Raw genomic sequence first — 20,802 nt, 5'->3', positions numbered from 1 at the left:
GCTCTGGGCCGTTGCCCAGGGCCGCGGCGCCATCGACCAGGCGGTCGCCGGACATCACCAGGACGACTTGGTGACCCCAGGGAGGAATCCGGCGTGCGCCTGCTCCCGCATGCGCACACGGGACATCCCGAACTTCCGCAGATGCCCGCGGGGCCGACCGTCCACGCTGTCCCGGTTCCGCACCCGGGTCGCACTGGCGTCGCGCGGCTGGCGTCGCAACTCGGCCTGGGCGGCGGCCCTTTCGTCCTCGGTCGACGAAGGCCGTCGGATGATCTCCTTCAGCTCGGCCCGCCGGGCGGCGTACCGCTCGACGATCCCCTTTCGCTGCTCGTTCTTCGCGATCTTGCTCTGCTTGGCCATCAGACCTTCACTCCTCGTGTGCGGATACGTGCCACCGCGGCCTCGATGCCGATGGCATCGATCGTCTTGATTGCTTTGGCGCTCAGGGTGAGCCGGACGTGACGCCCCTCGCTCTCCAGCCAGTAGCGCTTGCGCTGGATGTTCGGGTCGAACCGACGGGACGTCCGACGGTGCGAGTGGGAGATCGTCTTGCCGAAGCCCGGCTTGGCGCCGGTCAGCTGGCAGTGGGCGGACATGTGTTGGCTACCTCTCACCGGAGACGTTATCTGAAATGGAAACCATTCCCATATAGTAGCGCCCATGGCACGCAACGAGCTACGCCCGATCATCAAGCTCCGCTCCACGGCGGGCACCGGCTACACCTACGTCACCCGCAAGAACCGCCGGAACGATCCCGACCGCATGGTCCTGCGCAAGTACGACCCGGTGGTCGGCCGACACGTCGACTTCCGAGAAGAACGCTGACGCACCAGCCGAACTCCCCGGCACCCCCGATCTCACAGACAGGAACACCGCTATGAAGCCCGGGATCCACCCCGCCTACAGGCCCGTCGTCTTCCGCGACAAGGCAGCCGACTTCGCCTTCCTCACCAGGTCGACGGCGACCAGCGACAAGACCGTCGAGTGGGAGGACGGCAAGACCTACCCCGTCATCGACGTGGAGATCTCGTCGCGGAGCCACCCCTTCTACACGGGCACGGCTCGTGTCCTCGACACCGCCGGCCGGGTCGAGCGCTTCGAGCGGCGTTACGCCCGTCGCGGAGCACGGTGATGGAGGAGGATCGCAGGCTGCCCGTCGTCATCGTCGGCGGGCTGCACTCCGACGCCCGCGAGGAGGTCGTACGGCGGCTGCTGCACACCGTGCGCGGCAGCGTCGCGCTGCACCACGACCTGTCCACGGCGACGGCCGGAACCGTTCGTCGCACGGTGCGGGACGCATCGGGCGAGCTGTCCTCCGGCGAAGCACCACTCGTCAACGACTGTGCGTGCTGCGCGCTGCGCGAGGACCTCGTCCCCGAACTTCAGCGGCTGGCAGACAGCGGTGCGCACCGGCTGGCGGTGGTCGAACTCTGGGACTCCGTCGAACCCAAGGCGATGGCCGAGGTCATTGCGGCACACGGGGGCGAGACGCTGGCTCTCTCGAATGTGGTGACCGCGGTCGACCCCGCGCTGGTGCTCCCGTATCTCTCCAATGGAGACGACCTGGCGGAGGCGGGCCTCGCAGCGGCCGCAACCGATCAGCGGACCATCGGGGACACCTGGGCGCGCCAGCTGGAGTACGCGCCCGTGCTCGTGCTCGTCGAGGGAGAGGAGGCGGACGACGGGGACCGTGCACTCCTCACCCAGCTGCATCCGACGGCTCGTCACGTGCCCGTGGATTCCCGACAGCTCGCCGAGGTCGCGTTCGCCGGATTCGACGTCGAGGCGGCCGCCGCTGCCCAGCACCCGGCCTGCGCGCTGTTGCCGCAGGAAGCGGAGGAGTCAGGAGTCGCCACCCTCGTGTGGCACCGCCGGCGCCCCTTCCACCCGGAACGGCTCTACCAGGCACTCGAAGACCTGGCGTGTGCAGCGGCCCGTAGCCGGGGCCGCTTCTGGCTCGCCGACCGCCCCGACACCCTGCTGTCCTGGGATGCGGCGGGCGGCGCCTTGTGCGTGGAGAACGCCGGCCCATGGCTCGCCTCCCTCCCGGACGCGGCCTGGGACATGGTCCCCGCGATGCGCCGAGCGGCCGCCGCTCTCGACTGGGACCCCGATCACGGCGACTGCTGCCAGCATCTGGTCTTCACCGCACCCGGCCTCGACTGCGAAGGCCTGGCGCGGCTGCTCGACTCCTGCCTGCTGACCGACGCCGAGTGCGCCGGCGGGCGCGAGGCCTGGAAGCACCTTCCGGCCTCCTTCGACGCGCTCCTCGACCCCGTCTCCTGAACCCCGACCGATCGCAGCTCCTCCCCCAACCAACCGACCAACCGACCAACCGACCGTGACAAGGATTCTCATGGCGCGCCGCCCCGATCCCCGCAAGCCCGTCAAGTCCCGCCCCAACCCGCTGGACGCGGCGGGCATCACCTACATCGACTACAAGGACACCGACCTGCTGCGGAAGTTCATCTCTGACCGCGGCAAGATCCGCAGCCGCCGGGTCACCCGGGTCACCGCCCAGCAGCAGCGCCAGTTGGCCCGCGCCATCAAGAACGCCCGGGAGATGGCCCTCCTGCCGTACGCCTCCGCGTAGTTCAGAGGCTGCGACACAGCCCCTGAGCCGGGCAGGGTGCGGATAGCTTGGTGGACCGCCGGGTGCGCTGACACGGACCACACCCGGGGCAATCCCGTGCGGCCTACCGCACCGCGACCAGGACACAACTGTCGCCGAACTGCCAGACCGGAGCGACGTGTTCAAACCCTGCCCGGTACAGCAGCTCAGTGTGATCGGACACGGTCAGGACGTTGTCGGAGCCCTTGCCGTACATCAGCCCGCGGCGTCGGCGTTCGGCGAGGCATTCGGCAAGCTCCGGCTCGTCCGCCACGGCCGTCCACCACGACTCCCAGTCCTCGTGGGCGAACACCTGCTGACGTACGGCCCGGCGGTGTCCGACGTGCTCGGCGAGTGCGGCGGGCGCGCTGTCGTTCTGCGGGAGGTGGTCGGCGTTGATCAGGGTGCCTCCGGGGCGGAGGAGGGCGGCGAGCTGTGCGTAGGTCCGCCGCAGGGTGCGCTCGGGGAGATAGTGGAGTGCGGTGGTGGAGACGGCGGCATCGAGCGGGCGGTCCAGTGCCAGGGCCTCGGTCCAGCCGTCCTCGCCGATCACCGTGTCGACGTAGCGGGCGGCGGAGGCGTGGTGGGTACGCGCCAGTTCAAGCAGCAGGGGATCCATGTCGACCGCCACGACCTCCGCTTGGGGCAGCCGTCCGGCGAGCCGGGCGGCAAGGGAGCCCGGCCCGCAGCCGAGGTCCACGATCAGCGGTCGGTCCTGGTCCTCCGTCACGCGCTCGACGACATCGGCGATCACCGTGAACCGCTCCTCACGGTCGATGGCATAGCGCTGTTGCTGGCGCTCCCATCGCTCCACCCACAGTTCGGCCGTCCCCATGCTCAGCCCCATCTGGTCGCGCCACCTGTTCCTCTCGTACCGGCCGCACCCGCCGGGAAGTGGGAAACAGGCTACAAGCGGAAATGGTTTCCATTAGCTCTTTGGCTGCCCGATTCACCCCCAGGGTGGTCACACCAGGGTGGCGAGGACGGCCAGCAACCGGTCGATTTCCTCAGGGGTGTTGTAGACATGCAGGCTGACCCGCACCGAGCTGGTCTGCTCGCCGGCACCGCCCTGGCAGTGTCCGTCGGTGCGCACCATGAAGCCATGGCTGAAGAGGATGAAGCCGAGGTCGCTCGCTCCGATACCGCGGTGCCGGAAGGTCACGATGCCGCAGCGGTGCGGCACCGGCACATCGGCGGCCACGCTGCGTTGGCAGCCGAGGATCTCGTAGGCGTCCAGGTGCCGCAGTCCGTCGGACAGCCGGGCCGCGAGGGCGACCGTCCATTGTTCGATGCGGCTTGTGCCCGCGGCGTCCAGCCAGTCGAGCGCCGCCGCCAAGCTCACGATTCCGGTGGTGTCAGGGGTGCCGGCCCAACCACCGGGGGCGAATTCCGGGCCACGGGTCTGACGGGCCCACACGGCCCCGGAGCCGGGCAGGGCCAGCGCCTTGTGCCCGGAGAAGACCACGAAGTCGACGTCGAGGTCAGCCACCGACACCGGGAGGTGGCCGATGCTCTGGGCGGCGTCGAGGCAGATCGGCACGTCCGGGCCCACGGCCTGCCGGATGCGGTGGACGTTCATGTTTCCGCCGTAGACGTGATGCACATGGGTGGCCGCGACGAAAGCGGTCCTGGGGCCGGTCAACTCGGCCAGCGCCGCCGGGTCGTAGTCGCCGGACGAGGCCTGGTACGGCATTTCCCGCACCTGGATCCGCACGCCCTGCCGGGCCAGCAGCTGCTGCGCTTCGAGCCACGGTGACAGGTTCGCCTGGTGGTCGGCGAACGGGACCACGATCTCGTCCCCGTCGGAGAGGACCGCGGGCAGCCAGTCGAGGGCGAGGGCGCGCAGTCCGGCGGTGGTCCCACTGGTGAAGTGGACGCTGGAGTGTCCCGGATCGGGGTCGCCGAAGAAGTCCTTGATCCGGTCGCGGGTGCGTTCCACCAGTGCGGTCGTGGCATTCGCCCACGGGTAGGTGCCGCGGCCGGCGTTGGCGTTGGTGGTGGTCAGGTAGGTCTGTACGGCATCGAGTACGGCCTGCGGCTTCTGGGCGGTCGCCGCGCTGTCCAGGTAGGCCAGCTCCGGACTGCCGGTGATGATCGGGAACTGGGCACGGAGCGAGCGCTGCCACCCGCGCAGATCCTCGGGGAAGCCTGTGGCGTGGTCGAGAGCCGTCATCACGTCCCGCCCGTCAGTCCCTGACCAGGGGGGCGCCCGCGTCGCGCCAGGCGATGACGCCGCCGGCGAGGCTGCGGACATCGGGATGCCCCATGCGGGTCAACAGCGCGGCGTACCGGGCGGACTGCTCACCGACCGGACACACCAGCAGCACCGGTCGCTGCCCGCTGAACGGCATACCGCCCCGCAGCAGCTCGCCGAACAGCTCGTCGACGAGGTTGACCGCCCCCTCGATGTGCAGCGCGGCGTACGCGAACGGGCTGCGCAGGTCGATCACCAGTGGCTGCTCCTGCGCGATCCACTTCCGCGCCTGCGCGACGTCGACGGAGGTGGCCGCGGCGATCTCGTCGGCGGACAGGTCGGCCGTCGAGTTCTTGCGGGGCGGCTGGTGGAAGAGATCGGGACGGCGCTGCTTGATATAGCCGACGTAACTCTCGATGCGGTCGCAGACGATGAAGACCGCGGACTTGCGGCCCTCCCCCGCCTTACGGCCCGTCAGCGCGGCGTCGGCTTCGCGCAGGTGGCGCACGGTCCCGAAGTAGGCGGCGCCTCCGGTCGGCCCGGCCAGGATGCCGCAGCGGCGGGCCAGGGTCAGCATGCCGTCGATGGCCTCGTCAGCGGTCACCGGCGCCACCGAGTCGTAGGTGGCCGGGTCGAAGAGTCCGACCTCGTGGACCTCGTCGATGGTGCGGATCCCCGGGATGAAGTCGGACTTGTCCGCGACCAGTCCCACCACCTTCACCTCGGGGTCGTGCTCGCGGAGCACCTTGGCCACTCCGGTGGAGGAGCCGGCGGTCCCCACGCAGGCGATGAACCAGTCCGGAGCCCGGCCGCCCAGGTCCTTGACGATCTCCGGCCCGGTGCCCAGGGCGTGTGCCTCGGTGTTGCGGGCGTTGAAGTACTGGTCGGTGTGCAGATAGGTACTGCCTGGCTCGGACAGCACCTGGTGGAAGAGGGTCAGCGGGTCGTCGGTGTGGGTCGGGTCGAGGCATTCGCTCTGTCCGGGCAGCTCCTCGATCTCTGCGCCCAGCAGCAGAAGCAGATCCTTGATCTCCGGTACCCGCATCCGGTTCGTCACGCTCTTGAACGGCAGGCCGTGCATTCCCGCAATCACGGCCAGGGCCTTCGCCGTGTTGCCGCTGGACAGCTCCACCACCTGGCTGCCGTGTTCCACTGCGGTCGACAGACCAGGCCGGGTCATGTTCCACGCGGCGCGGTCCTTGACCGAACCGAAGGGGTTGAGCATCTCCAGCTTGGCGTACAGGTCGATGTGGTGCAGACCGTGGACGGCCGGATCGATGCGCACCAGCGGGGTGTTTCCGATGGCCTCGGTGATGCTGTCGTACCTCATGGCTGTCCCCCCGGACATCTCAGCGGCCAGTACTCCTCGTCGAGACACCAGCGCCAGGAACCCGCCTCCTGCCAGACGGCAACCTGGCGCGCGACGGGCTGCTGCTGCGCGCGGCTGCTCCGGAAATCCATGCAGTAGCCGGCGGTGTTGGCGAAGGCCAGCAGGTCACCGGGACGGGGCAGGCGGGGCAGAAAGACCATCCTGCGGGTGATCAGGTCGGCCTCCAGACACAGGCTGCCGGCCAGATAGACCCCCACCCCCGCCGATTCGCCATCGGCCGCGGCGCTGGCTCCCTCGCGTGCGATGACGACGGGATCCATCAGCACTCCGTGTTCCTCCAGGCTGACATCGTCCGCCTTCATCCCGAGGCGCACCATGTGGTCCCCGGCGTCGGTACGGCGTACCTCCAGCACCCTCGCCAGCACCAACCCGCACTGGTCCACGAGCGCCCGCCCCGGCTCCGTGTACAGGTCGTAGAGGTTCTCCAGGAGCAGTGTGGCCAGCGAGCGGCCGCCCAACGACGGGGCAGGTCGGGAGAGCAGTTCGTCCAGGTAGCCCTCGGCGGCGATCGGCCGGTGCGCCGGGTACAGGCCGAGCGATCCGCGCAGCGTGCCCGCCTCGTTGCGCAGCCCGTAACCGTGTCCGCGCCAGGTCAAGGGCGGGCGTCCGCCCAGCACAGCGCGGGTGAGCTCGGTGGTGTAGCGCTCCCACTGCCCGCCGTCGGCCAGGTAGTTGACGCCGAATCCACCCCCGATGTCCACGACACGCGGTCGCAGGCCCCTGCTGCGACAGGCGTCCAGGGCCCGGATGCAGCCTTCGAGGGCCACCGCCTTCTCGTCGAGGCTGGTGGTGTCCAGGTGGTAGCCGATTCCGGTCAGCTCAACGGCGTCACCATGCCGCTCGACGGCTTCCAGCAGGGCGTCCAACTCCCGTGCCGAAGCACCGAATCGGCTGGGCCGGGTCAGCACCGTGACGCCGGTCGCCGCCTCGAACGCCGACAGCCGCAGCAGGACCTGCCTACGGGGCATCCGGTGGCCGCGGACCAGCGCGGCGAGGTCATCCAGCTCTGTGCGGGAGTCGACGTTGACGGTGACGCCGGTGCGGGCGGCGAGCCAGAGGAACTCCGGGGTCTTGGGCCCGGTCGCCATGATGCGGTCGGGTGTGAAGCCGGCACTGAGGGTGTGCTGCAGCTCACCCAGTGAGGCGACGTCCACCGCGGCGTCCGTGGCCGCGAGCCGCCGCACCAGCGCGCTGGAACGGTTCGCCTTGTGGGCGAAGAACACCTGGCCGGTGAGATGGTGCTCACGATAGGTGGCGCGGAACCGCTCGGCGTTCTCGGCGATCTGGTCGGGCACCACCACGTTCAGCGGCGACCCCAGCGCGTCGACGAGCGTGTGGAGGAGATCCTCCGACCCCAGCAAGGACGCCAGGCGCGGCTCCAAACGCGGCTCCAGACACAAAGGCACAGCCGCCAAGAGACCCCCTCAGATGGGCATGCCCGCTCTGTGCTGTACGACATCTGCGCTGTACGACGGTAACCACTTCCCCCGATCGAATGCCTTTACGCACCCCTTCTGTCGTCACCAGGGCCTGACGGTGAATTGCGGTCAACTCTCCAGGGTGACATCGGTGTTGTCCCGTACGCGCAGTCGCAGCTGCTCGATGTGGTCCGTGTCACCGCCGTCCACCTCTGCGGGTGCGGGTAGGCGCCCGCGCCTCAGCTGGGGACGGCACGACGTGCGACTCCAGGGCAGGTGGAGGATCGGTCAAGCCGGGTCCGCCGGCCGCCGCCCAGGTGGCGATGTCGTCGGTGCTGTCGTCGCTCCGTACCCAGGCGATCCAGGTCGGCCGGCCGCCACGGCGACGGCCTGCACCGGAGGGCTGGACGACGACGATGTTGGCCTGCCCGCACGGCCCGAGGCATGTGCTCGTACGGACCGCGAGCCGGCCACCCGACTCATCCGCCGCCGCGCGGAGCCGGGCAACCTGCCCGTCGTGGTCGATGCCGGGATGCTTGCGCGAGTCGCCGCAGCAGCAGCCGCGGCACACGACGAGTGTGCAGGGCTGCTCACGGGCGGCGCCGATCCGGGTGCGGGCAAGGGCAGCGGCGCCGGCCTGCTCGTCGTCCATGGCCGAAGTCTGGGGCGCGGATGCGAGGTCGGCCAGACCGGGGGGCGCGAATGCGCCAGGCCGGCGGCCGGTTCAGAGGGCGAGAACCATCAGGATGTCGTCGCGGTCGTCCCCGGGCGCCACCCGCAGGGCACCCGGCCAGCGGCCGACCTCCCGCCACCCCAGCCGACGGTAGAAGCCCTCCAGCCCCGTGCCCGCCCGGGCCGCGAGGCGGAGCTGCTCCAGGCCCATCTCGTCCCGCGCCAGTTCGCGGACGCGGCGCATCAGCGCGGTCCCGATGCCCTGGCCGCGGAAGCGTGGATGTGTCTGGAGGTGGTTGACCTCGCCCCAGTGCGCGATCAGGGGATGCAGGTCACGGCGTACGAGCAGCCACCCCGCGAGGTCGTACCCGACGGTGGCGAGCAGCAGTCGGCTGCGCCGCGGATCGAGCCCGGCGATGAGTCGGTCGGCAGCCGGCGCGACCTGCTCGACGCCGACAGGGGGGAGGGGGAATCCGAGCGGCACGACGGCACCGCCGGCGTTGGTCACGGCCGCCCAGCACTCGATCAGCTCGTGCCTGCGTTCGGGGGGCATTTCCGGGGGCCGGGTGATCTGCCGGAACTCGGGCGCATCGTGGTCGGCCATGGTGGCGCTCATGGTGCACAGCCTGCCAGCCCGCCACAGGATTTCCCCACTGCGTGCCTACAGCGAACGTGCCAGGGCCGTGTCGGAACGGACACGGCCCTGGACCGGATGCGGCTGGCTCAGCTCTTGAGTTCGCGCAGGTACTTCCCGAACTTCTCCAGTCCGTCGATGTTGCGCGGCCCGCTGATGCCCTCGTTGTAGTCGAGGATGAAGAAGTTGTTCTTCTTGACTGCGGGCAGCTCCTTGGTGTGAGGGGACTTCTTCAGGAAGTCGATCTTCTTCTTCGCGGGCTGGTCGCCGTAGTCGAAGATGATGACGACCTCGGGCTCGGCCTTGGTGACGGCCTCCCAGTTCACCTGGGTCCACCGCTGGTCGAGGCCGTCGAAGATGTTCTTTCCGCCGGCGGTCTTGATGATGTCGTTGGGCGGGACCTGGTTGCCCGCGGTGAAGGGCTGGTCGGTGCCCGAGTCGTAGAGGAAGACGGGCACCCGGTTGCCCTTCGGCGCCTTGGCCTTGACCGCTTCTACGCGCTTCTTCAGCCCGCCGACGACCTTGTCCGCCTTGTCCTCGACCTTGAAGATCTTGCCCAGCCGCTCCAGGTCGGTGTAGAGCGCCTCGAACGGGGTGACCTTCTCGGGGTACTTGGGGTAGTTGAAGCAGCTTTCCGTGTGCATGAAGCTCTGGATGCCGAGCTTGTCCAGGATCTTCGGGGTGATGCCCCGCTCGTCCTTGAAGCCGGAGTTCCAGCCCGCGACCACGAAGTCGGACTTGGCTTCCACGACGAGTTCCTTGTTGAGGAGGTCGTCGCTGAGCATCTTCACCTTGGCGTACTCGGAAGCCCACGGGGACTCGCTCACGGGCGGGTTCGCCGGCGGCATGACGTAGCCGTACACATGCTTGGTGAGGCCGAGGCTGAACAGCTTGTCCGCGCTGCCGCCTTCGTAGGCCACGGCCCGCTTCGGGGTCGTGTACTCGACCGGTTCACCGCACCTCTTGACGGTGACCTTGGCGGATGCCTCGGCGTCCGATTCGACGTCGGCGCCGCAGCCGCTGAGCAGCAGCGTGGCGGCGAGCGCGGTTCCGAGAGCGGCGCGTTGCCGCACCGAACGGGGAGATCGGGTGATGCGCATGACGTGATGCTGCCTTTCACAGGGATTTCACAGGGATGAGTTGAGCGAATACAACAGTTGGGGGTCGCCCGTCAGCGGGTGCGAGACGATGCTGGCCTTGACGCCGAAGACCTCGCCGACCAGTTCCGTGGTGAGGACCTCCTCGGGCGTACCCGCAGTCACCAGGCGGCCTTGGGAGAGCACGCCGAGCCGGTCACAGGCGGCTGCGGCGAGGTTGAGGTCGTGCAGCACGACGAGGACGGTGAGTCCCGAGCCGCGCAGGAGCGAGAGCAACTCGACCTGATGGCGCACGTCGAGGTGGTTGGTCGGCTCGTCCAGCACCAGGATCTGCGGCTCCTGGACGAGGGCGCGGGCCAGCAACACGCGTTGGCGTTCCCCTCCCGACAGGGTGAGGACTCCGCGGCGGGCGAGGTGGCGGATGTCGAGCTGGTCCATCGCCCGCTCGCACAGATCCCGCTCCCGGCGGCCGAGTGCCTGATTTCCCCGCAGATGAGGCGCGCGTCCGAGCGCGATGACCTCCTCGACCGTGAAGTCGAGCTCGACGGCGCCGTCCTGGGTCATGGCCGCGATGACTTGCGCGCTGCGGCGCATCGCCATCCGGGAGAGGTCGTCCTCGTCCACCCAGACGGTGCCGGCACTTGGGCGCAGCGCGCGGTACACGCACCGAAGAGCGGTGGACTTCCCGCTTCCGTTCGGGCCGACGAGGCCCACGACCTGGCCGCTCGCCACCTCCAGGGACAGGTCGCGTACCAGGCTCTTGCCGTCTGTCACCACGGAGAGTTCGTCAAGCCTCAGGTCCATCTCAGCGGCCTCCGAACATGTAGCCCTTGCGGCGCATCAGGACGATGAAGACCGGTACGCCGATGAGTGCGGTGATGACGCCGAGGGGCAGCTCGCGCGGGGCCGCCAGCGTCCGGGATGCCAGGTCGACCCACACCATGAAGATCGCACCGACAAGAGGCGCCACGGCGAGCACCCGGGCGTGGGTGGCGCCGACGACCATCCGGACGAGATGGGGCATGACCAGTCCGACGAAGGCGATGGCACCGCTGACGGCGACCATCACGCCGGTGACGAGCGAGACCAGCACCAGCAGGCTCTTGCGGTGCCGGTCCGGGTTGATGCCCAGGCTCGCGGCGGTCTCGTCCCCGAGGGCCAGGAGATCCAGTGCCCGCCCGTACCGGTACAGCACGACCAGCCCGAGCAGCACGGACACGGCGACGACGGGCAGCGCGCCCCAGGTCGCGGCACCGAAGCTGCCCATCGTCCAGTACAGGACCATGCTGGTCGCTTCGCTGTCCGGCGCGAAGTAGATGATCACGCTCATGATCGCCTGGAAGCCGAGTGACATCGCCACACCCGTCAGGACGAGGCGCAGCGGTGACAGCGCACCGCGGCTGGAGGAGGCGACGTAGACCAGGAGCGACGCGATCAGGGCACCGAGGAAGGCGCCGGCGGACACCGCGTAGATACCCAGCGCCGCCAGTCCCCCGGTGACCGTGACGCCGACGGCGCCGACGGAGGCCCCCGAGGAGACGCCCAGGACGAAGGGGTCGGCGAGCGCGTTGCGGACCATGGCCTGGATGGCCACGCCGATCGCGCTCAGCCCGGCCCCGACCAGGGCCGCGAGCAGCACCCGCGGCGTCCGGATCTGCCAGATGATCTGGTACGTCGTGACGTCGTCGGCTGTGATGCGCCCACCGCTGAGAGCCGCCCACAGGTAGCGGGCGGTTTCACCGGGTGTGATGACGGCGGACCCCAGGCCGATGGCGACGACGACGGAGACGAGGAGGACGGCCAGCAGTGCCGCGCAGGTGATCACCAGGCCCTTGCGGGAGGCGAGATGATCCTTCACCCCCACGGCGGGTTCGGAAGGCGTCACTTCGACTGATCCCGCCCCGCGGAGGCCGGTTCGTCGTTCGCCTCGGGCTCCGGCTCACCCGAGCCCGAGCGCGCGCGAAGCACCAGGAACGCGGCCCCCAGCGCGGCGACGACCAAGGCGCCGAAGACGGCGGCGACGCCGGGGTAGCCGGCAAGGCCGAGCCCGGCGCCGCCCAGCGCGGCACCGACGAAGACTCCGAGGCTCTGGCCTGCGGCGTTGAGGCTCAGGGCCGAACCGCGCAGCGAGCCGCAGCGACGGACGAGGAGGCTGACGGCGCACGCGGCCACGATCGCGTGGCTGGCAGCGTGGAGCGAGGTCAGTGCGAGGGCGAGCGGCAGCCAGTGGGTGAAGTAGAAGCCCACGACCGACGCCAGGGCCGCGACCAGGCCGATGGCCATCATGCGTTCGGTGCTGACACGGGGATGGTCGGAGTTCGTGATCCTCCCGGTGAGGAGGTTGCTCACGAAGTACGACGCACCGCTCAGCGTCCAGACGAACGCGAACAGGCCGGGGTCCAGCTGGAAGCGGTCGTCGTAGTAGGCCGCCAGGTAGGCGAGGTAGCCCATGAACACCGCCGTGCGGAGCAGGGAGATGAGGAGCAGCGGCACGGCCCCGCGAACGGCTCCCAGGGCCTTGAACGACGCAAGGTAGCTCAGGCGCTGCTCGTTCCCGGTGGCGTCGGCCTCCTTCCGCCTGCCCCGTGCGAAGAAGACCACGGCCAGGAGGAGGGAGAGCGCGGTCACGGCAACGAGGTCTCCCTCCCAGCCCCAGAACATTGCGGGCAGGGCCACGACCGGTGCCGCGAGCATGGCGGTCATCGACTGCACCGCCGTGACCAGGGTCGCCGCGCGGCCGGCCGCCTTGCCCGTGCCGAAGCGGTCGGCGGCCGCCGCGGTGAGGGCCGGGTTCAGCACGGAGGTGCTGGCCCCCACCAACAGGCAGAACACGGCGGTCAGAAGGAAGTCCCCACTCGCGCCCAGGGCCGCCGAGGCACCCAGAGCGACCAGACCGCCCACGGCCGCCCAGTCCTTGCGCACCCGGTCGATGAAGGGAGCGAGAGCGGTGCCGACCAACAGGGCCGCCAGACCGCCGAGTCCGCGGAGCCCGCCCATCGCCGCAACGCTGGACCCGGCTTCCTCCGAGATCGGCACCAGGTAGGTGCTGAAGATGGTGAACGGCAGCAGACCGACCGCCGAGGCCAGCAGGACCGGCCACAGGGCACGGGCCATGCGCAGATCGCCCGGCAGCGGTTCCTCGGCTTCCGTACCTCCGCGGTCCGTCGCGGAGTCCTTGGTGTCGATGCTCACTCCCCCGCTCCGTTCGCGAGCAGGGGCTTGTCGGCGCGGTAGCGGTACATGGGCGTCGGGTCGGCGCTGAACTGGGAGAAGGGGAAAGGCTCGGCGTTCAGGGCGGTCACTCCGGCAGGCAGGAACGCCCGGGCCACGGCGCTTCCCGTCTGCGCGTAGACGATCAGCGGCACGCCCTGATCCCGGCAGTGCTGGAGGATGAGGTCGAACGTGCCGTTGCTCAGGGTCATGCCGGTGACCACCACCGCATCGGCTTCCTTGAGCACCTCGGTCATGTCGTCACTGACCTCCTCGCCCCACTGGGTGGTGCGCAGGTTCAGGTCACAGGGGAGGCAGACGCCGCCCCGGTCGCGTATCGCGGCGACCAGTGGGTTGACCACGCCGATGAGCGCCACCTTGGCGCCCGGCTCGATGTCGAGCAGACCGGCGATGGAGGCGTCCCGGGCGCGGGCGCGGACCTCCGGCGTTCCCAGGGGCAGTGTGACGGTCTCGGCCTCTGCTGCCTCCCGGTGCGGCTGCACCTGGGAGAGGTAGGCGTCGAGGGCGGCGATACGGACGGGCGTCGACTCGTTGCGGAGCAGCGTGTCCAATGTGTAGCCGGAGGCGTTCTCGCAGAAGTCCGGGGCGAGTTCACCGGCCTCGAAGGAGCAGGCGCCGAAGGACTGTCCCACCCGGAGCACGAGGTAGTGGTTGTGGTAGGTGACCTCGCTCCCGGCCAGCCGGGTCGTGTGGTAGAGCCAGAACGCGCTCGTGACCGCCAGGTCCTTCGGATCGGGGCCGTAAGCGCCGGAGAGGATGGCGTCGGTCAGTTCCGCAACTGTCTGCGGCTTGGCGTGTGACATTTCAGGTTCTCTCGTCGTGATGGTGGTGGTGCGGTGAGGGAAATCGGTCCGCTGGAAGCGGGGTCCCTGAGGCGCGGTACTCAGCTCTCGCGCGAAGCGCGGAGGTCGGTCCACGAAGTCGTCGACCAGGGGTGTCTCAGCTCTTCAAGGCCGGTGATTTCGTGCGGCTTCAGAGTGTCGACGTCCTGGGCTTCCGCGTGCTTGGCATAGGCGCTTTCGACATAGCGATGGCCTGTGTCGGCGGCGATGAAGACGTGCGTGCGGGAACTGTCTCTTCGGCGTTCCCACAAGGTGGTGAGGTAGGCCGCACCGGTCGACAGACCGGCGAAGATACCGCTGGCCCGGAGGAGTTCCACAGCGCCGGAAAGCGCGCAGTCGAAGTTGACCCAGTGAATCCTGTCGTACAGCTTGTGCCGGACGTTCTCGAATTCGATGGCACTGCCGATCCCGGCAATGATCATGTCCGGGTCCGAAACGTGCTCCGAGCCGAAGGTGACGCTACCGAATGGCTGAACGCCGACCAGGGACACCTCCCGGCCCGCCTCGCGCAGATACGTACCGATGGCGCCGGTCGAAGCCCCCGAGCCCACTCCGCCCACCAGGGTCAGCGGTCCGGCAGGCGCCTGCTGGTCGATCGCTTCGGCCACGTCGCGGTAGCCGTAGTAGTGGATGCTGTCGTGGTACTGCCGCATCCAGTGGTACGACGGGTTCTCCTCAAGGATCTCCGCGATGCGCCGCACCCGCAGTTCCTGGTCCAGGCGCAGGTTCTTCGACGGCCTGACCTGCTCCAGCGTGACACCGAGTATCTCCAGCTGCACGCGCAGGGTCCGGTCCACGGTCGTGGAACCCACGATGTGGCACTTCATTCCGTACCGGTGACAGGCGAGTGCCAATGCCTGCGCGTAAATGCCGCTCGAGCTGTCGATGAGTGTGTCGCCAGGCTTGACGGCACCGGACTCCAGGAGGTGGCGGACCGCCCCCAGAGCCGAATAGATCTTCATCGTCTCGAACCGGAGACAGACCAAGTCCGGCTGCAGGGCGATGAGATCGGGCTTCTTGACTGCTTCTGCTATGTGTTCGTACATTTCCGTCTCCCCGTCAAGCGGCTCTGCGTCGACGCAGCTTGAACAGGTAGGTCTGGACATTGTCCGTGTCCCAGGTCTGCCGGTGGATGACCTCTGGGGTGAATCCGGACTCGATGGCGTGGTGGATGATGTCCCGCATTTCCGCGGTGTTGGAGACGATCAGGTAGATCTCGCCGTCGTCCGTCAGCAGATCGCGCTGGATGATCTGGCCGAAGAACCGCACCGCGATGTCGATTCCGCGTGGGCGGAGATGTCCGAACCAGCCGTAGTCCGGCCGCGGTTCTGCTCGCTCATGCTTCCTCCTCGTGCTCGGCAGGGACGGGCGACACGAGCCGAGAGCATCACGTAAATGAAAATGATTGTCAAGGTCGACCAGCCGCCCACCCGCCGGCGGCGGCATCCCGCCTCCGGTCCGACCAGGGGGTCGTTCGACGACATGCCGCAAACCCGGGGCGCCGGCTTGCCCTCCGCCATCAAGCTCAGGTAAAAATGATTATCACTTTCGACTGATGCTCCGCCAGCCCTTGGCGCCCACCGATCCGGACCCGCTGCGCGACGCCACCGAACCGCAGCGCACGTCCGGGCAAGCCGCCAACTGGCTCCCCCCCTTCGCCCTGTTGCGGCGGGTGAATCGACGGCCCGGAAGAAATGGAGAGGAGTTTCGTGAAGCTGTTCCAGGAGGTCGGGTCGCGACCTCGTCTGCCGCGACAGGTACCGACGGGAACGGGAGTGGGTACCGCCTTCGGGACCTTCGGTGAACTGCTCCAGGGCGTGTTGCCGGAGAGGGACGGGGACTTCCTCGTGACGCTGCCGGTCGCCCGGTGGACCATGGCCACCTTCCGGCAGAACCCCGACTCCGGCGAACTGATCGTCCGGCCGCCCGAGAAGACGAAGGCCCGCCGCCTGGCCTGCATGATCCTTGAGGAGGCACCGCAGGCGACGGGAGGGCTGTTGACCGTCAACAGCGTGATCCCGGAGGGCAAGGGACTGGCCAGCTCCTCCGCCGACCTGGTCGCCACCGCGCGGGCGGTGGGCCAGGCGCTGGATGTCGAGATGCCGGCCTCCCGGATCGAGCGGCTGCTGGCGCGCATCGAACCCACCGACGGGGTGCTCTACCCGGCGATCGTCGCCTTTCACCACCGCACGGTGCGGCTGCGTGCCGTCCTCGGATCCCTGCCGACCATGGGGGTGGTGGGGATCGACGAAGGCGGCTCGGTCGACACCGTTGACTTCAACCGCATCCCCAAGCCCTTCACCACAGCGGACCGACACGAATACGCCCGCCTGCTGGACGGTCTCGCCGACGCCGTACACAGGCGGGACCTGGCTGAGGTGGGCAGGATCGCGACCCGAAGTGCTCTGATGAATCAGGCACTTCGCCACAAGTGCTCCTTGGAGCCCATGCGTGAGATCTGCCGCGAGGTCGGCGGACTGGGAGTGGCCGTCGGGCACAGCGGTACCACGCTGGGAGTGCTACTGGACGCCACGGACCCCACGTACACCCACCGCGTCTCCGCGGCGGCGCAGGCGTGCTCGGAGCTGGCGGGCAATGTGGCCGTCTACCGCACGCTCAGCTTCCCGAACACCCTGTACGCGGGGTCCGGCCGCCCCGTTCCCGTGTGACCCGGGCTCAGGGCAGATCGAAGGGCAAAGTCAGCCCGTCGAGCGCCCGCGCGGCCGAGGAGCCGCCGGTTTCGGGGAGCCGGCCGATGGCCTCAAGGACAAGGTGGCGCAGGCGCTCCGTGTTCTCGGCGAACACCTTGAAGACGTCCTCCTGGGCAACGCTCTCCGCCGCGTCGATGCCCGCGTCGAGATCGGTCACCAGGGCCACGGCGGCGTAGCCGAGGGCGAGTTCACGGGCCAGGACGGCCTCGGGATGCCCGGTCATGTTCACCAGCGACCAGCCGGCCGCGGCGAACCACTGCGACTCGGCGCGGGTGGAGAACCGGGGCCCCTCCACCACGACCATCGTGCCGCCGTCGACGGCCTCGATCCCTGTTGCCGCGGCTGCTTTCAGGAGCGCCTGGCGCCCGTCCTCGCAGTAGGGGTCGGCGAACGAGAGATGGACCGCACCCTCGTCGTAGAAGGTCTGTATCCGGCCGCTGGTCCGGTCCACCAACTGGTCGGGTACCACGATGGTGCCCGGCCCCAGCTCGCGCCGGAGGGAGCCGACCGCACAGGGAGCCAGGACCTGGCGCACGCCCAGGGAGCGCAGGGCCCAGAGATTCGCCCGGTAGTTGATCTTGTGTGGTGGGAGGCGGTGTCCTCGGCCGTGCCGGGGCAGGAATGCCACCCGGCGGCCCGCGACCGTGCCCAGCATGAGGGCATCGGAGGGCCGGCCGTACGGCGTGCTGACGTGGACCTCTTCCGCGTCGGTGAGCAGTTCGTAGAAGCCGCTTCCTCCGATCACTCCGATCTCGGCCCTCGGGGTGTTGTCGCTGACGCTCATGCCCGTACTCCCTTTCCGTTTCTTGTTCGTTGGTGCAGTCGTACGTCGTCCAGGGAAGGGACCGTCGGGTGTCCGGCCGCCTTCGGGCCGCGCGGGTCTCCGGGGCGCCGTACGGCTACGGTCCGCCAGCCCGCTGTGGCTGCCGCGTCCAGTTCCTCGCCCACGTCGCTGAGGAAGAGCGTGTCGTCCGCGGGGACGCCAAGGGCTCGGGTCATCACCCGGTACGACTCCGGGTCTCGCTTGCCTCCCGCGGTGGACAGGTCGAAGTAGCCGTTCAGGAGTCCGCTCAGGTCGCCGTGGCTGCTGTGCGCGAACCAGTCCTGCTGCGCGGCCACCGACCCCGAGGAGTAGATGTAGCGATCGATACCCCGCTCCTGCCATCGGGCGAGAGCCGGGGGCACATCGTCGTAGACGTGCCCGGACAGCGCGCCGCCGGCATAGCCCTCGGCCCAGATGAGCCCCTGGATCCTCTTCAACGGCGGTTCCTTGACGTCCTGGTCGGACCAGGTGACCAGCGCCGCTACGGCCTCGTACTCGTTGAGCCGGGGATCGCCGGTGCGGGTCCGGATCTCTTCCATCAGCTCCGTCCACCGACGTTCGCCGCGGTGGCCCGAGAACCAGTCGGCGAAGCGTTCCCTGGCGTAGGGGAAGAGCACGTCGTGCACGTGGGAGGCGGAGCCGGTGGTCCCCTCGATGTCCAGGACTACCGCCCGGGCCGGCACCTCGATCATGTCGTCCCTCCCGTGGCCGTGTCGGTGGCCGCTTGCGGCGCGAGGAGAGCATCCAGGCGGGGGAAGCGCTGGGCGATGGGGTCGCCGGTGAAGTCGCCGACCCAGCCGTCCTCCTTCTCGAAGAACCGGATCGCGGCGAACTCCGGCCGCGGGCCCATGTCGAACCAGTGGCGTGTGCCGGCCGGTACGGACAGCAGGTCACCTGCCTCGCACACCACCGCATGTACCCGTCCGTCGAGGTGCAGGTAGAAGCACCCGGTTCCGTGGGCGAAGAATCGCACCTCGTCCTCGGCGTGCCGGTGCTCTTCCAGGAAGGTGGAGCGCGCCTTGGCCGCCCGCTCCTCCCCTTCGGGGCCCTCCTCAGGGTGGAGCTGGGCCACGTCGACGAGTCCCAGCCCCTGCCTCGCGCACAGTTCATCGACTTCGGTGCGGTAGCGGGCCAGCACCTCCTCCTGGCTGGTGCCCGGCGCGACGGTGCCGCGCAGGGGCCAGCGGCTGAAGGACACCGAGCAGTCGCGCAGGGTTTCGGCGATGCGCCCGTGGTCGTGGGTGCGCAGCAGGACGCTCTCGGGTGCGTCCTCCGGCATGACCTGAAGCAGCGTCATGAGAGCGGGCTTCCTTTCCTTCTGTGGTCAGCGGGTGGATCCAGTGAGGAGCAGCAGTTGGCAGATCGATTCCAGGCATTCGAGTCGGTTGCGGGCCTGGGCGAGGTCGCGGCCCCAGGTGGTGATGCCGTGGTCGGTGATGAGGAGGCCGGGTGGTGCGTCGGGTGTGGCGGCCAGATGGCCGGCGACGTCCGAGGCGATGCGTGGCACGTCCGGCCAGTTGGGGAAGACCGGCACCTCGGTTCGCGCCGGATCGGCCAGGCCCAGGCCCTTGAGCAGTTCGAACCGCTCGATGCGCAACGGGGTGACGCGCGTTCGGTCGCCGGCGCGGCAGGCGACGGCGGTGGCGTACGGGGAATGGACGTGGATGACGGCGTCTGCGTGCGTGGTCCGGTAGACAGCGGAGTGGATCGTGGTCTCGGCCGATGCCCGCAACCGCTCCTGGGCCAGTTCCTCGCCCGTGTCCGCGGACACGGCGACCATGTCCGCCTCGGTCATGTCCCCCTTGTCCCGGCCGCTGGCGGTGATCAGGGCGGTTCCGCTGCCGGGCAGACGCACGGAGAGGTTGCCCGCGGTGCCGGGCATCCAGCCCCGCTCGTACAAGGCCCTGGAGAACGCGGCGAGTTGGCCTCCTGCGCGTCGGCGTACGGCTGCGTCGACCCACTCGTCGGTCATGCGGGCACCTCGCCGAGTGAGCCGGCACCCGGACTCGTGCCCTGCGAGACCTGGGGCCGGAACACCTGGTCCTCCGAGGCGATCGCGGTGATCAGCTCCGCCGGGGTGACGTCGAAGGCGGGGTTGAAGACCGCGGCACCGGCGGGCGCGACCTCAACGCCGGCGAAGTCCGTCACTTCGGTGCTCGCGCGCTCCTCGACCACGATCCCCGAGCCATCGGCAAGCTCGCGGTCCCAGGTGGACTCGGGAGCGACGACCACGAAGGGGATGCCGTGCCGTGCCGCGGCGACCGCGAGTCCGTACGTGCCGATCTTGTTGGCCACGTCCCCGTTGGCGGCTATGCGGTCGGCCCCCACTAGCACGCAGTCCACCAACCCCTGGGCCATGGCCGCGGCCGCGGCGGAATCCACGCACAGGCGGTAGGGCACCCCGGCCTCCCCCAGTTCCCATGCGGTGAGCCGCGCGCCTTGGAGCAGCGGCCTGGTCTCGTCCACGAGCACCTCGGTGACCCGACCCCGCTCGCTCAGCTCGATGATCGCGCCGAGCGCGGTGCCGACCGCGGCGGTCGCCAGGCGACCGGTGTTGCAGTGGGTGAGAAGGCGCACCGGCTCGCCCGGGAACTGCGCCTCCACCAGGTCGGCCGCGCGTTCCGCGGCGGTCCGGTTGACCACGGCGTCCTCGTCCAGCATGGTCATGGCCTCGGCGAGGACGGCCTCGGGCCCCTCGGCAAGCCGCCCCACGGCCCGCCGGACAGCCCACGCCAGGTTGACGGCCGTGGGCCGGGCCGAGGACAGGCGCGCGGCATCGGACCTTACCGCCGCCTCGTCGGTCATACCGTCCGAGCAGTGGCGGTACGCGGACAGCGCCACGCCCAAGGCACCGGCCAAGCCGATGGCGGGCGCTCCGCGCACCGCGAGCGAGGTGATCGCGTCAACCACCTGGTCCACAGTTTCCAAGCGCAGCATCCGGTACTCACCCGGCAATGCCCGCTGATCAACCACAACGATCGTGCCGTCATCCCAGGAGAGCGACGCGCGCGGGCGTGGCGAAGTCACAGGCTCCCGGCCCCCCTTCATATCCCCACAGCCTTCTGCAGGGCCTCCACGCGGTCCGTGCGCTCCCAGGTGAAGTCCTCCAGCTCACGGCCGAAGTGGCCGTAGGCGGCGGTCTGGGAGTAGATCGGGCGCAGCAGGTCGAGGTCCCGGAT

General features: G+C 69.3%; 26 protein-coding genes. 5 read left to right on the top strand and 21 right to left on the bottom strand.

Annotated features, from left to right (window positions below):
• Positions 1-54 precede the first annotated feature (54 nt).
• Together rpsN and rpmB are read right to left on the bottom strand one after the other, a co-directional pair.
• On the bottom strand, positions 55-360 hold the full coding sequence (gene rpsN, locus ACFWZH_RS37960; protein WP_384442566.1) for a 30S ribosomal protein S14: 306 nt from the start codon (positions 358-360) through the stop codon (positions 55-57).
• Complete coding sequence (gene rpmB, locus ACFWZH_RS37955) at positions 360-596, bottom strand: 50S ribosomal protein L28 (RefSeq protein WP_384442563.1); 237 nt, start codon at positions 594-596, stop codon at positions 360-362. The genes rpsN and rpmB overlap by 1 nt, the downstream gene beginning before the upstream one ends.
• Before the next feature lie 64 nt (positions 597-660).
• On the opposite strand from rpmB, the gene rpmG reads away from it, so the two are divergent.
• From rpmG to rpsR, 4 genes are all read left to right on the top strand, one after another.
• Complete coding sequence (rpmG, locus tag ACFWZH_RS37950) at positions 661-825, top strand: 50S ribosomal protein L33 (RefSeq protein ID WP_009716346.1); 165 nt, start codon at positions 661-663, stop codon at positions 823-825.
• Between the two features lie 52 nt (positions 826-877).
• The gene (locus tag ACFWZH_RS37945; RefSeq protein ID WP_384442559.1) at positions 878-1,132 is read left to right on the top strand and encodes a type B 50S ribosomal protein L31; all 255 of its coding nucleotides are present in this window, start codon (positions 878-880) and stop codon (positions 1,130-1,132) included.
• Positions 1,132-2,286, top strand: a complete 1,155-nt coding sequence (locus ACFWZH_RS37940; RefSeq protein ID WP_384442556.1) for a CobW family GTP-binding protein — start codon at positions 1,132-1,134, stop codon at positions 2,284-2,286. The genes ACFWZH_RS37945 and ACFWZH_RS37940 overlap by 1 nt, the downstream gene beginning before the upstream one ends.
• Positions 2,287-2,356: 70 nt before the next feature.
• Positions 2,357-2,593 (top strand): 30S ribosomal protein S18, encoded by a 237-nt coding sequence (gene rpsR, locus ACFWZH_RS37935; RefSeq protein WP_384442575.1) that lies wholly within the window; start codon positions 2,357-2,359, stop codon positions 2,591-2,593.
• 103 nt (positions 2,594-2,696) lie between these two features.
• On the opposite strand, the gene ACFWZH_RS37930 is transcribed toward rpsR, so the two are convergent.
• The 13 genes from ACFWZH_RS37930 to ACFWZH_RS37870 form a co-directional block, all read right to left on the bottom strand.
• Positions 2,697-3,458, bottom strand: a complete 762-nt coding sequence (locus tag ACFWZH_RS37930) for a class I SAM-dependent methyltransferase (RefSeq protein WP_384442553.1) — start codon at positions 3,456-3,458, stop codon at positions 2,697-2,699.
• A gap of 117 nt (positions 3,459-3,575) precedes the next feature.
• Positions 3,576-4,784 (bottom strand): aminotransferase class V-fold PLP-dependent enzyme, encoded by a 1,209-nt coding sequence (locus tag ACFWZH_RS37925; protein WP_384442550.1) that lies wholly within the window; start codon positions 4,782-4,784, stop codon positions 3,576-3,578.
• Positions 4,785-4,797: 13 nt separating this feature from the next.
• A complete protein-coding gene (locus ACFWZH_RS37920) occupies positions 4,798-6,135 on the bottom strand; it encodes a pyridoxal-phosphate dependent enzyme (RefSeq protein WP_384442547.1) in 1,338 nt (445 codons plus the stop codon).
• Positions 6,132-7,577 (bottom strand): Y4yA family PLP-dependent enzyme, encoded by a 1,446-nt coding sequence (locus ACFWZH_RS37915; RefSeq protein WP_384442544.1) that lies wholly within the window; start codon positions 7,575-7,577, stop codon positions 6,132-6,134. The genes ACFWZH_RS37920 and ACFWZH_RS37915 overlap by 4 nt, the downstream gene beginning before the upstream one ends.
• A 232-nt stretch (positions 7,578-7,809) precedes the next feature.
• Positions 7,810-8,265, bottom strand: coding sequence for a (2Fe-2S) ferredoxin domain-containing protein (locus ACFWZH_RS37910; protein WP_384442542.1), 456 nt, complete (start codon positions 8,263-8,265; stop codon positions 7,810-7,812).
• Positions 8,266-8,337: 72 nt separating this feature from the next.
• Entirely contained in the window at positions 8,338-8,901 is a 564-nt protein-coding gene (locus ACFWZH_RS37905) for a GNAT family N-acetyltransferase (protein ID WP_384442539.1), read from the bottom strand.
• 107 nt (positions 8,902-9,008) lie between these two features.
• Positions 9,009-10,019 (bottom strand): ABC transporter substrate-binding protein, encoded by a 1,011-nt coding sequence (locus ACFWZH_RS37900; protein ID WP_384442536.1) that lies wholly within the window; start codon positions 10,017-10,019, stop codon positions 9,009-9,011.
• 27 nt (positions 10,020-10,046) lie between these two features.
• A complete protein-coding gene (locus ACFWZH_RS37895; RefSeq protein WP_384442532.1) occupies positions 10,047-10,820 on the bottom strand; it encodes an ABC transporter ATP-binding protein in 774 nt (257 codons plus the stop codon).
• Between the two features lies 1 nt (position 10,821).
• Positions 10,822-11,841: a FecCD family ABC transporter permease gene (locus tag ACFWZH_RS37890; protein WP_384442572.1), complete on the bottom strand. Its 1,020-nt coding sequence runs from the start codon at positions 11,839-11,841 to the stop codon at positions 10,822-10,824.
• Between the two features lie 56 nt (positions 11,842-11,897).
• Entirely contained in the window at positions 11,898-13,208 is a 1,311-nt protein-coding gene (locus tag ACFWZH_RS37885) for an MFS transporter (RefSeq protein WP_384442529.1), read from the bottom strand.
• On the bottom strand, positions 13,205-14,050 hold the full coding sequence (locus ACFWZH_RS37880; RefSeq protein WP_384442526.1) for a Rossmann-like domain-containing protein: 846 nt from the start codon (positions 14,048-14,050) through the stop codon (positions 13,205-13,207). The genes ACFWZH_RS37885 and ACFWZH_RS37880 overlap by 4 nt, the downstream gene beginning before the upstream one ends.
• A gap of 80 nt (positions 14,051-14,130) precedes the next feature.
• On the bottom strand, positions 14,131-15,135 hold the full coding sequence (locus ACFWZH_RS37875; protein WP_384442523.1) for a pyridoxal-phosphate dependent enzyme: 1,005 nt from the start codon (positions 15,133-15,135) through the stop codon (positions 14,131-14,133).
• 13 nt (positions 15,136-15,148) lie between these two features.
• The gene (locus tag ACFWZH_RS37870; protein ID WP_384442520.1) at positions 15,149-15,358 is read right to left on the bottom strand and encodes a hypothetical protein; all 210 of its coding nucleotides are present in this window, start codon (positions 15,356-15,358) and stop codon (positions 15,149-15,151) included.
• Between the two features lie 506 nt (positions 15,359-15,864).
• Between ACFWZH_RS37870 and ACFWZH_RS37865 the strand changes: the two genes are divergently transcribed.
• Positions 15,865-16,758, top strand: coding sequence for a kinase (locus ACFWZH_RS37865; RefSeq protein ID WP_384442517.1), 894 nt, complete (start codon positions 15,865-15,867; stop codon positions 16,756-16,758).
• Between the two features lie 7 nt (positions 16,759-16,765).
• Here ACFWZH_RS37865 and ACFWZH_RS37860 read toward each other — a convergent pair whose 3' ends face one another.
• From ACFWZH_RS37860 to ACFWZH_RS37835, 6 genes are all read right to left on the bottom strand, one after another.
• Positions 16,766-17,584, bottom strand: a complete 819-nt coding sequence (locus ACFWZH_RS37860; protein WP_384442515.1) for an S-methyl-5'-thioadenosine phosphorylase — start codon at positions 17,582-17,584, stop codon at positions 16,766-16,768.
• Entirely contained in the window at positions 17,581-18,315 is a 735-nt protein-coding gene (gene mtnC / locus ACFWZH_RS37855) for an acireductone synthase (protein WP_384442512.1), read from the bottom strand. Before mtnC ends, ACFWZH_RS37860 begins: the two co-directional genes overlap by 4 nt.
• Positions 18,312-18,920, bottom strand: a complete 609-nt coding sequence (locus ACFWZH_RS37850; RefSeq protein ID WP_384442509.1) for an acireductone dioxygenase — start codon at positions 18,918-18,920, stop codon at positions 18,312-18,314. The genes mtnC and ACFWZH_RS37850 overlap by 4 nt, the downstream gene beginning before the upstream one ends.
• Positions 18,921-18,947: 27 nt before the next feature.
• Positions 18,948-19,595 (bottom strand): methylthioribulose 1-phosphate dehydratase, encoded by a 648-nt coding sequence (mtnB, locus tag ACFWZH_RS37845; RefSeq protein ID WP_384442506.1) that lies wholly within the window; start codon positions 19,593-19,595, stop codon positions 18,948-18,950.
• On the bottom strand, positions 19,592-20,671 hold the full coding sequence (mtnA, locus tag ACFWZH_RS37840; RefSeq protein WP_384442503.1) for an S-methyl-5-thioribose-1-phosphate isomerase: 1,080 nt from the start codon (positions 20,669-20,671) through the stop codon (positions 19,592-19,594). Before mtnA ends, mtnB begins: the two co-directional genes overlap by 4 nt.
• A partial coding sequence (locus ACFWZH_RS37835; RefSeq protein ID WP_384442569.1) for a methionine adenosyltransferase domain-containing protein occupies positions 20,668-20,802 on the bottom strand: 135 nt, incomplete at its 5' end. The genes mtnA and ACFWZH_RS37835, both read right to left, overlap by 4 nt.

Source organism: Streptomyces sp. NPDC059008, from assembly GCF_042749045.1.
Taxonomy (GTDB): Bacteria; Actinomycetota; Actinomycetes; order Streptomycetales; family Streptomycetaceae; genus Streptomyces.
Note: the sequence above shows the minus strand (reverse complement) of the source record. Positions and strands in the feature narration are given on the sequence as shown.

Coding starts and splice junctions, on each gene's coding strand:
- mtnA (WP_384442503.1), bottom strand. CDS start 20,671: ATGAAGGGGGGCCGGGAGCCTGTGACTTCGCCACGCCCGCGCGCGTCG.
- ACFWZH_RS37945 (WP_384442559.1), top strand. CDS start 878: ATGAAGCCCGGGATCCACCCCGCCTACAGGCCCGTCGTCTTCCGCGAC.
- ACFWZH_RS37860 (WP_384442515.1), bottom strand. CDS start 17,584: ATGAGCGTCAGCGACAACACCCCGAGGGCCGAGATCGGAGTGATCGGA.
- rpmG (WP_009716346.1), top strand. CDS start 661: ATGGCACGCAACGAGCTACGCCCGATCATCAAGCTCCGCTCCACGGCG.
- ACFWZH_RS37900 (WP_384442536.1), bottom strand. CDS start 10,019: ATGCGCATCACCCGATCTCCCCGTTCGGTGCGGCAACGCGCCGCTCTC.
- ACFWZH_RS37850 (WP_384442509.1), bottom strand. CDS start 18,920: ATGACGCTGCTTCAGGTCATGCCGGAGGACGCACCCGAGAGCGTCCTG.
- mtnB (WP_384442506.1), bottom strand. CDS start 19,595: ATGACCGACGAGTGGGTCGACGCAGCCGTACGCCGACGCGCAGGAGGC.
- ACFWZH_RS37905 (WP_384442539.1), bottom strand. CDS start 8,901: ATGAGCGCCACCATGGCCGACCACGATGCGCCCGAGTTCCGGCAGATC.
- ACFWZH_RS37920 (WP_384442547.1), bottom strand. CDS start 6,135: ATGAGGTACGACAGCATCACCGAGGCCATCGGAAACACCCCGCTGGTG.
- ACFWZH_RS37895 (WP_384442532.1), bottom strand. CDS start 10,820: ATGGACCTGAGGCTTGACGAACTCTCCGTGGTGACAGACGGCAAGAGC.
- ACFWZH_RS37930 (WP_384442553.1), bottom strand. CDS start 3,458: ATGGGGCTGAGCATGGGGACGGCCGAACTGTGGGTGGAGCGATGGGAG.
- ACFWZH_RS37880 (WP_384442526.1), bottom strand. CDS start 14,050: ATGTCACACGCCAAGCCGCAGACAGTTGCGGAACTGACCGACGCCATC.
- ACFWZH_RS37940 (WP_384442556.1), top strand. CDS start 1,132: ATGGAGGAGGATCGCAGGCTGCCCGTCGTCATCGTCGGCGGGCTGCAC.
- rpsR (WP_384442575.1), top strand. CDS start 2,357: ATGGCGCGCCGCCCCGATCCCCGCAAGCCCGTCAAGTCCCGCCCCAAC.
- ACFWZH_RS37875 (WP_384442523.1), bottom strand. CDS start 15,135: ATGTACGAACACATAGCAGAAGCAGTCAAGAAGCCCGATCTCATCGCC.
- mtnC (WP_384442512.1), bottom strand. CDS start 18,315: ATGATCGAGGTGCCGGCCCGGGCGGTAGTCCTGGACATCGAGGGGACC.
- ACFWZH_RS37925 (WP_384442550.1), bottom strand. CDS start 4,784: ATGACGGCTCTCGACCACGCCACAGGCTTCCCCGAGGATCTGCGCGGG.
- rpmB (WP_384442563.1), bottom strand. CDS start 596: ATGTCCGCCCACTGCCAGCTGACCGGCGCCAAGCCGGGCTTCGGCAAG.
- rpsN (WP_384442566.1), bottom strand. CDS start 360: ATGGCCAAGCAGAGCAAGATCGCGAAGAACGAGCAGCGAAAGGGGATC.
- ACFWZH_RS37910 (WP_384442542.1), bottom strand. CDS start 8,265: ATGGACGACGAGCAGGCCGGCGCCGCTGCCCTTGCCCGCACCCGGATC.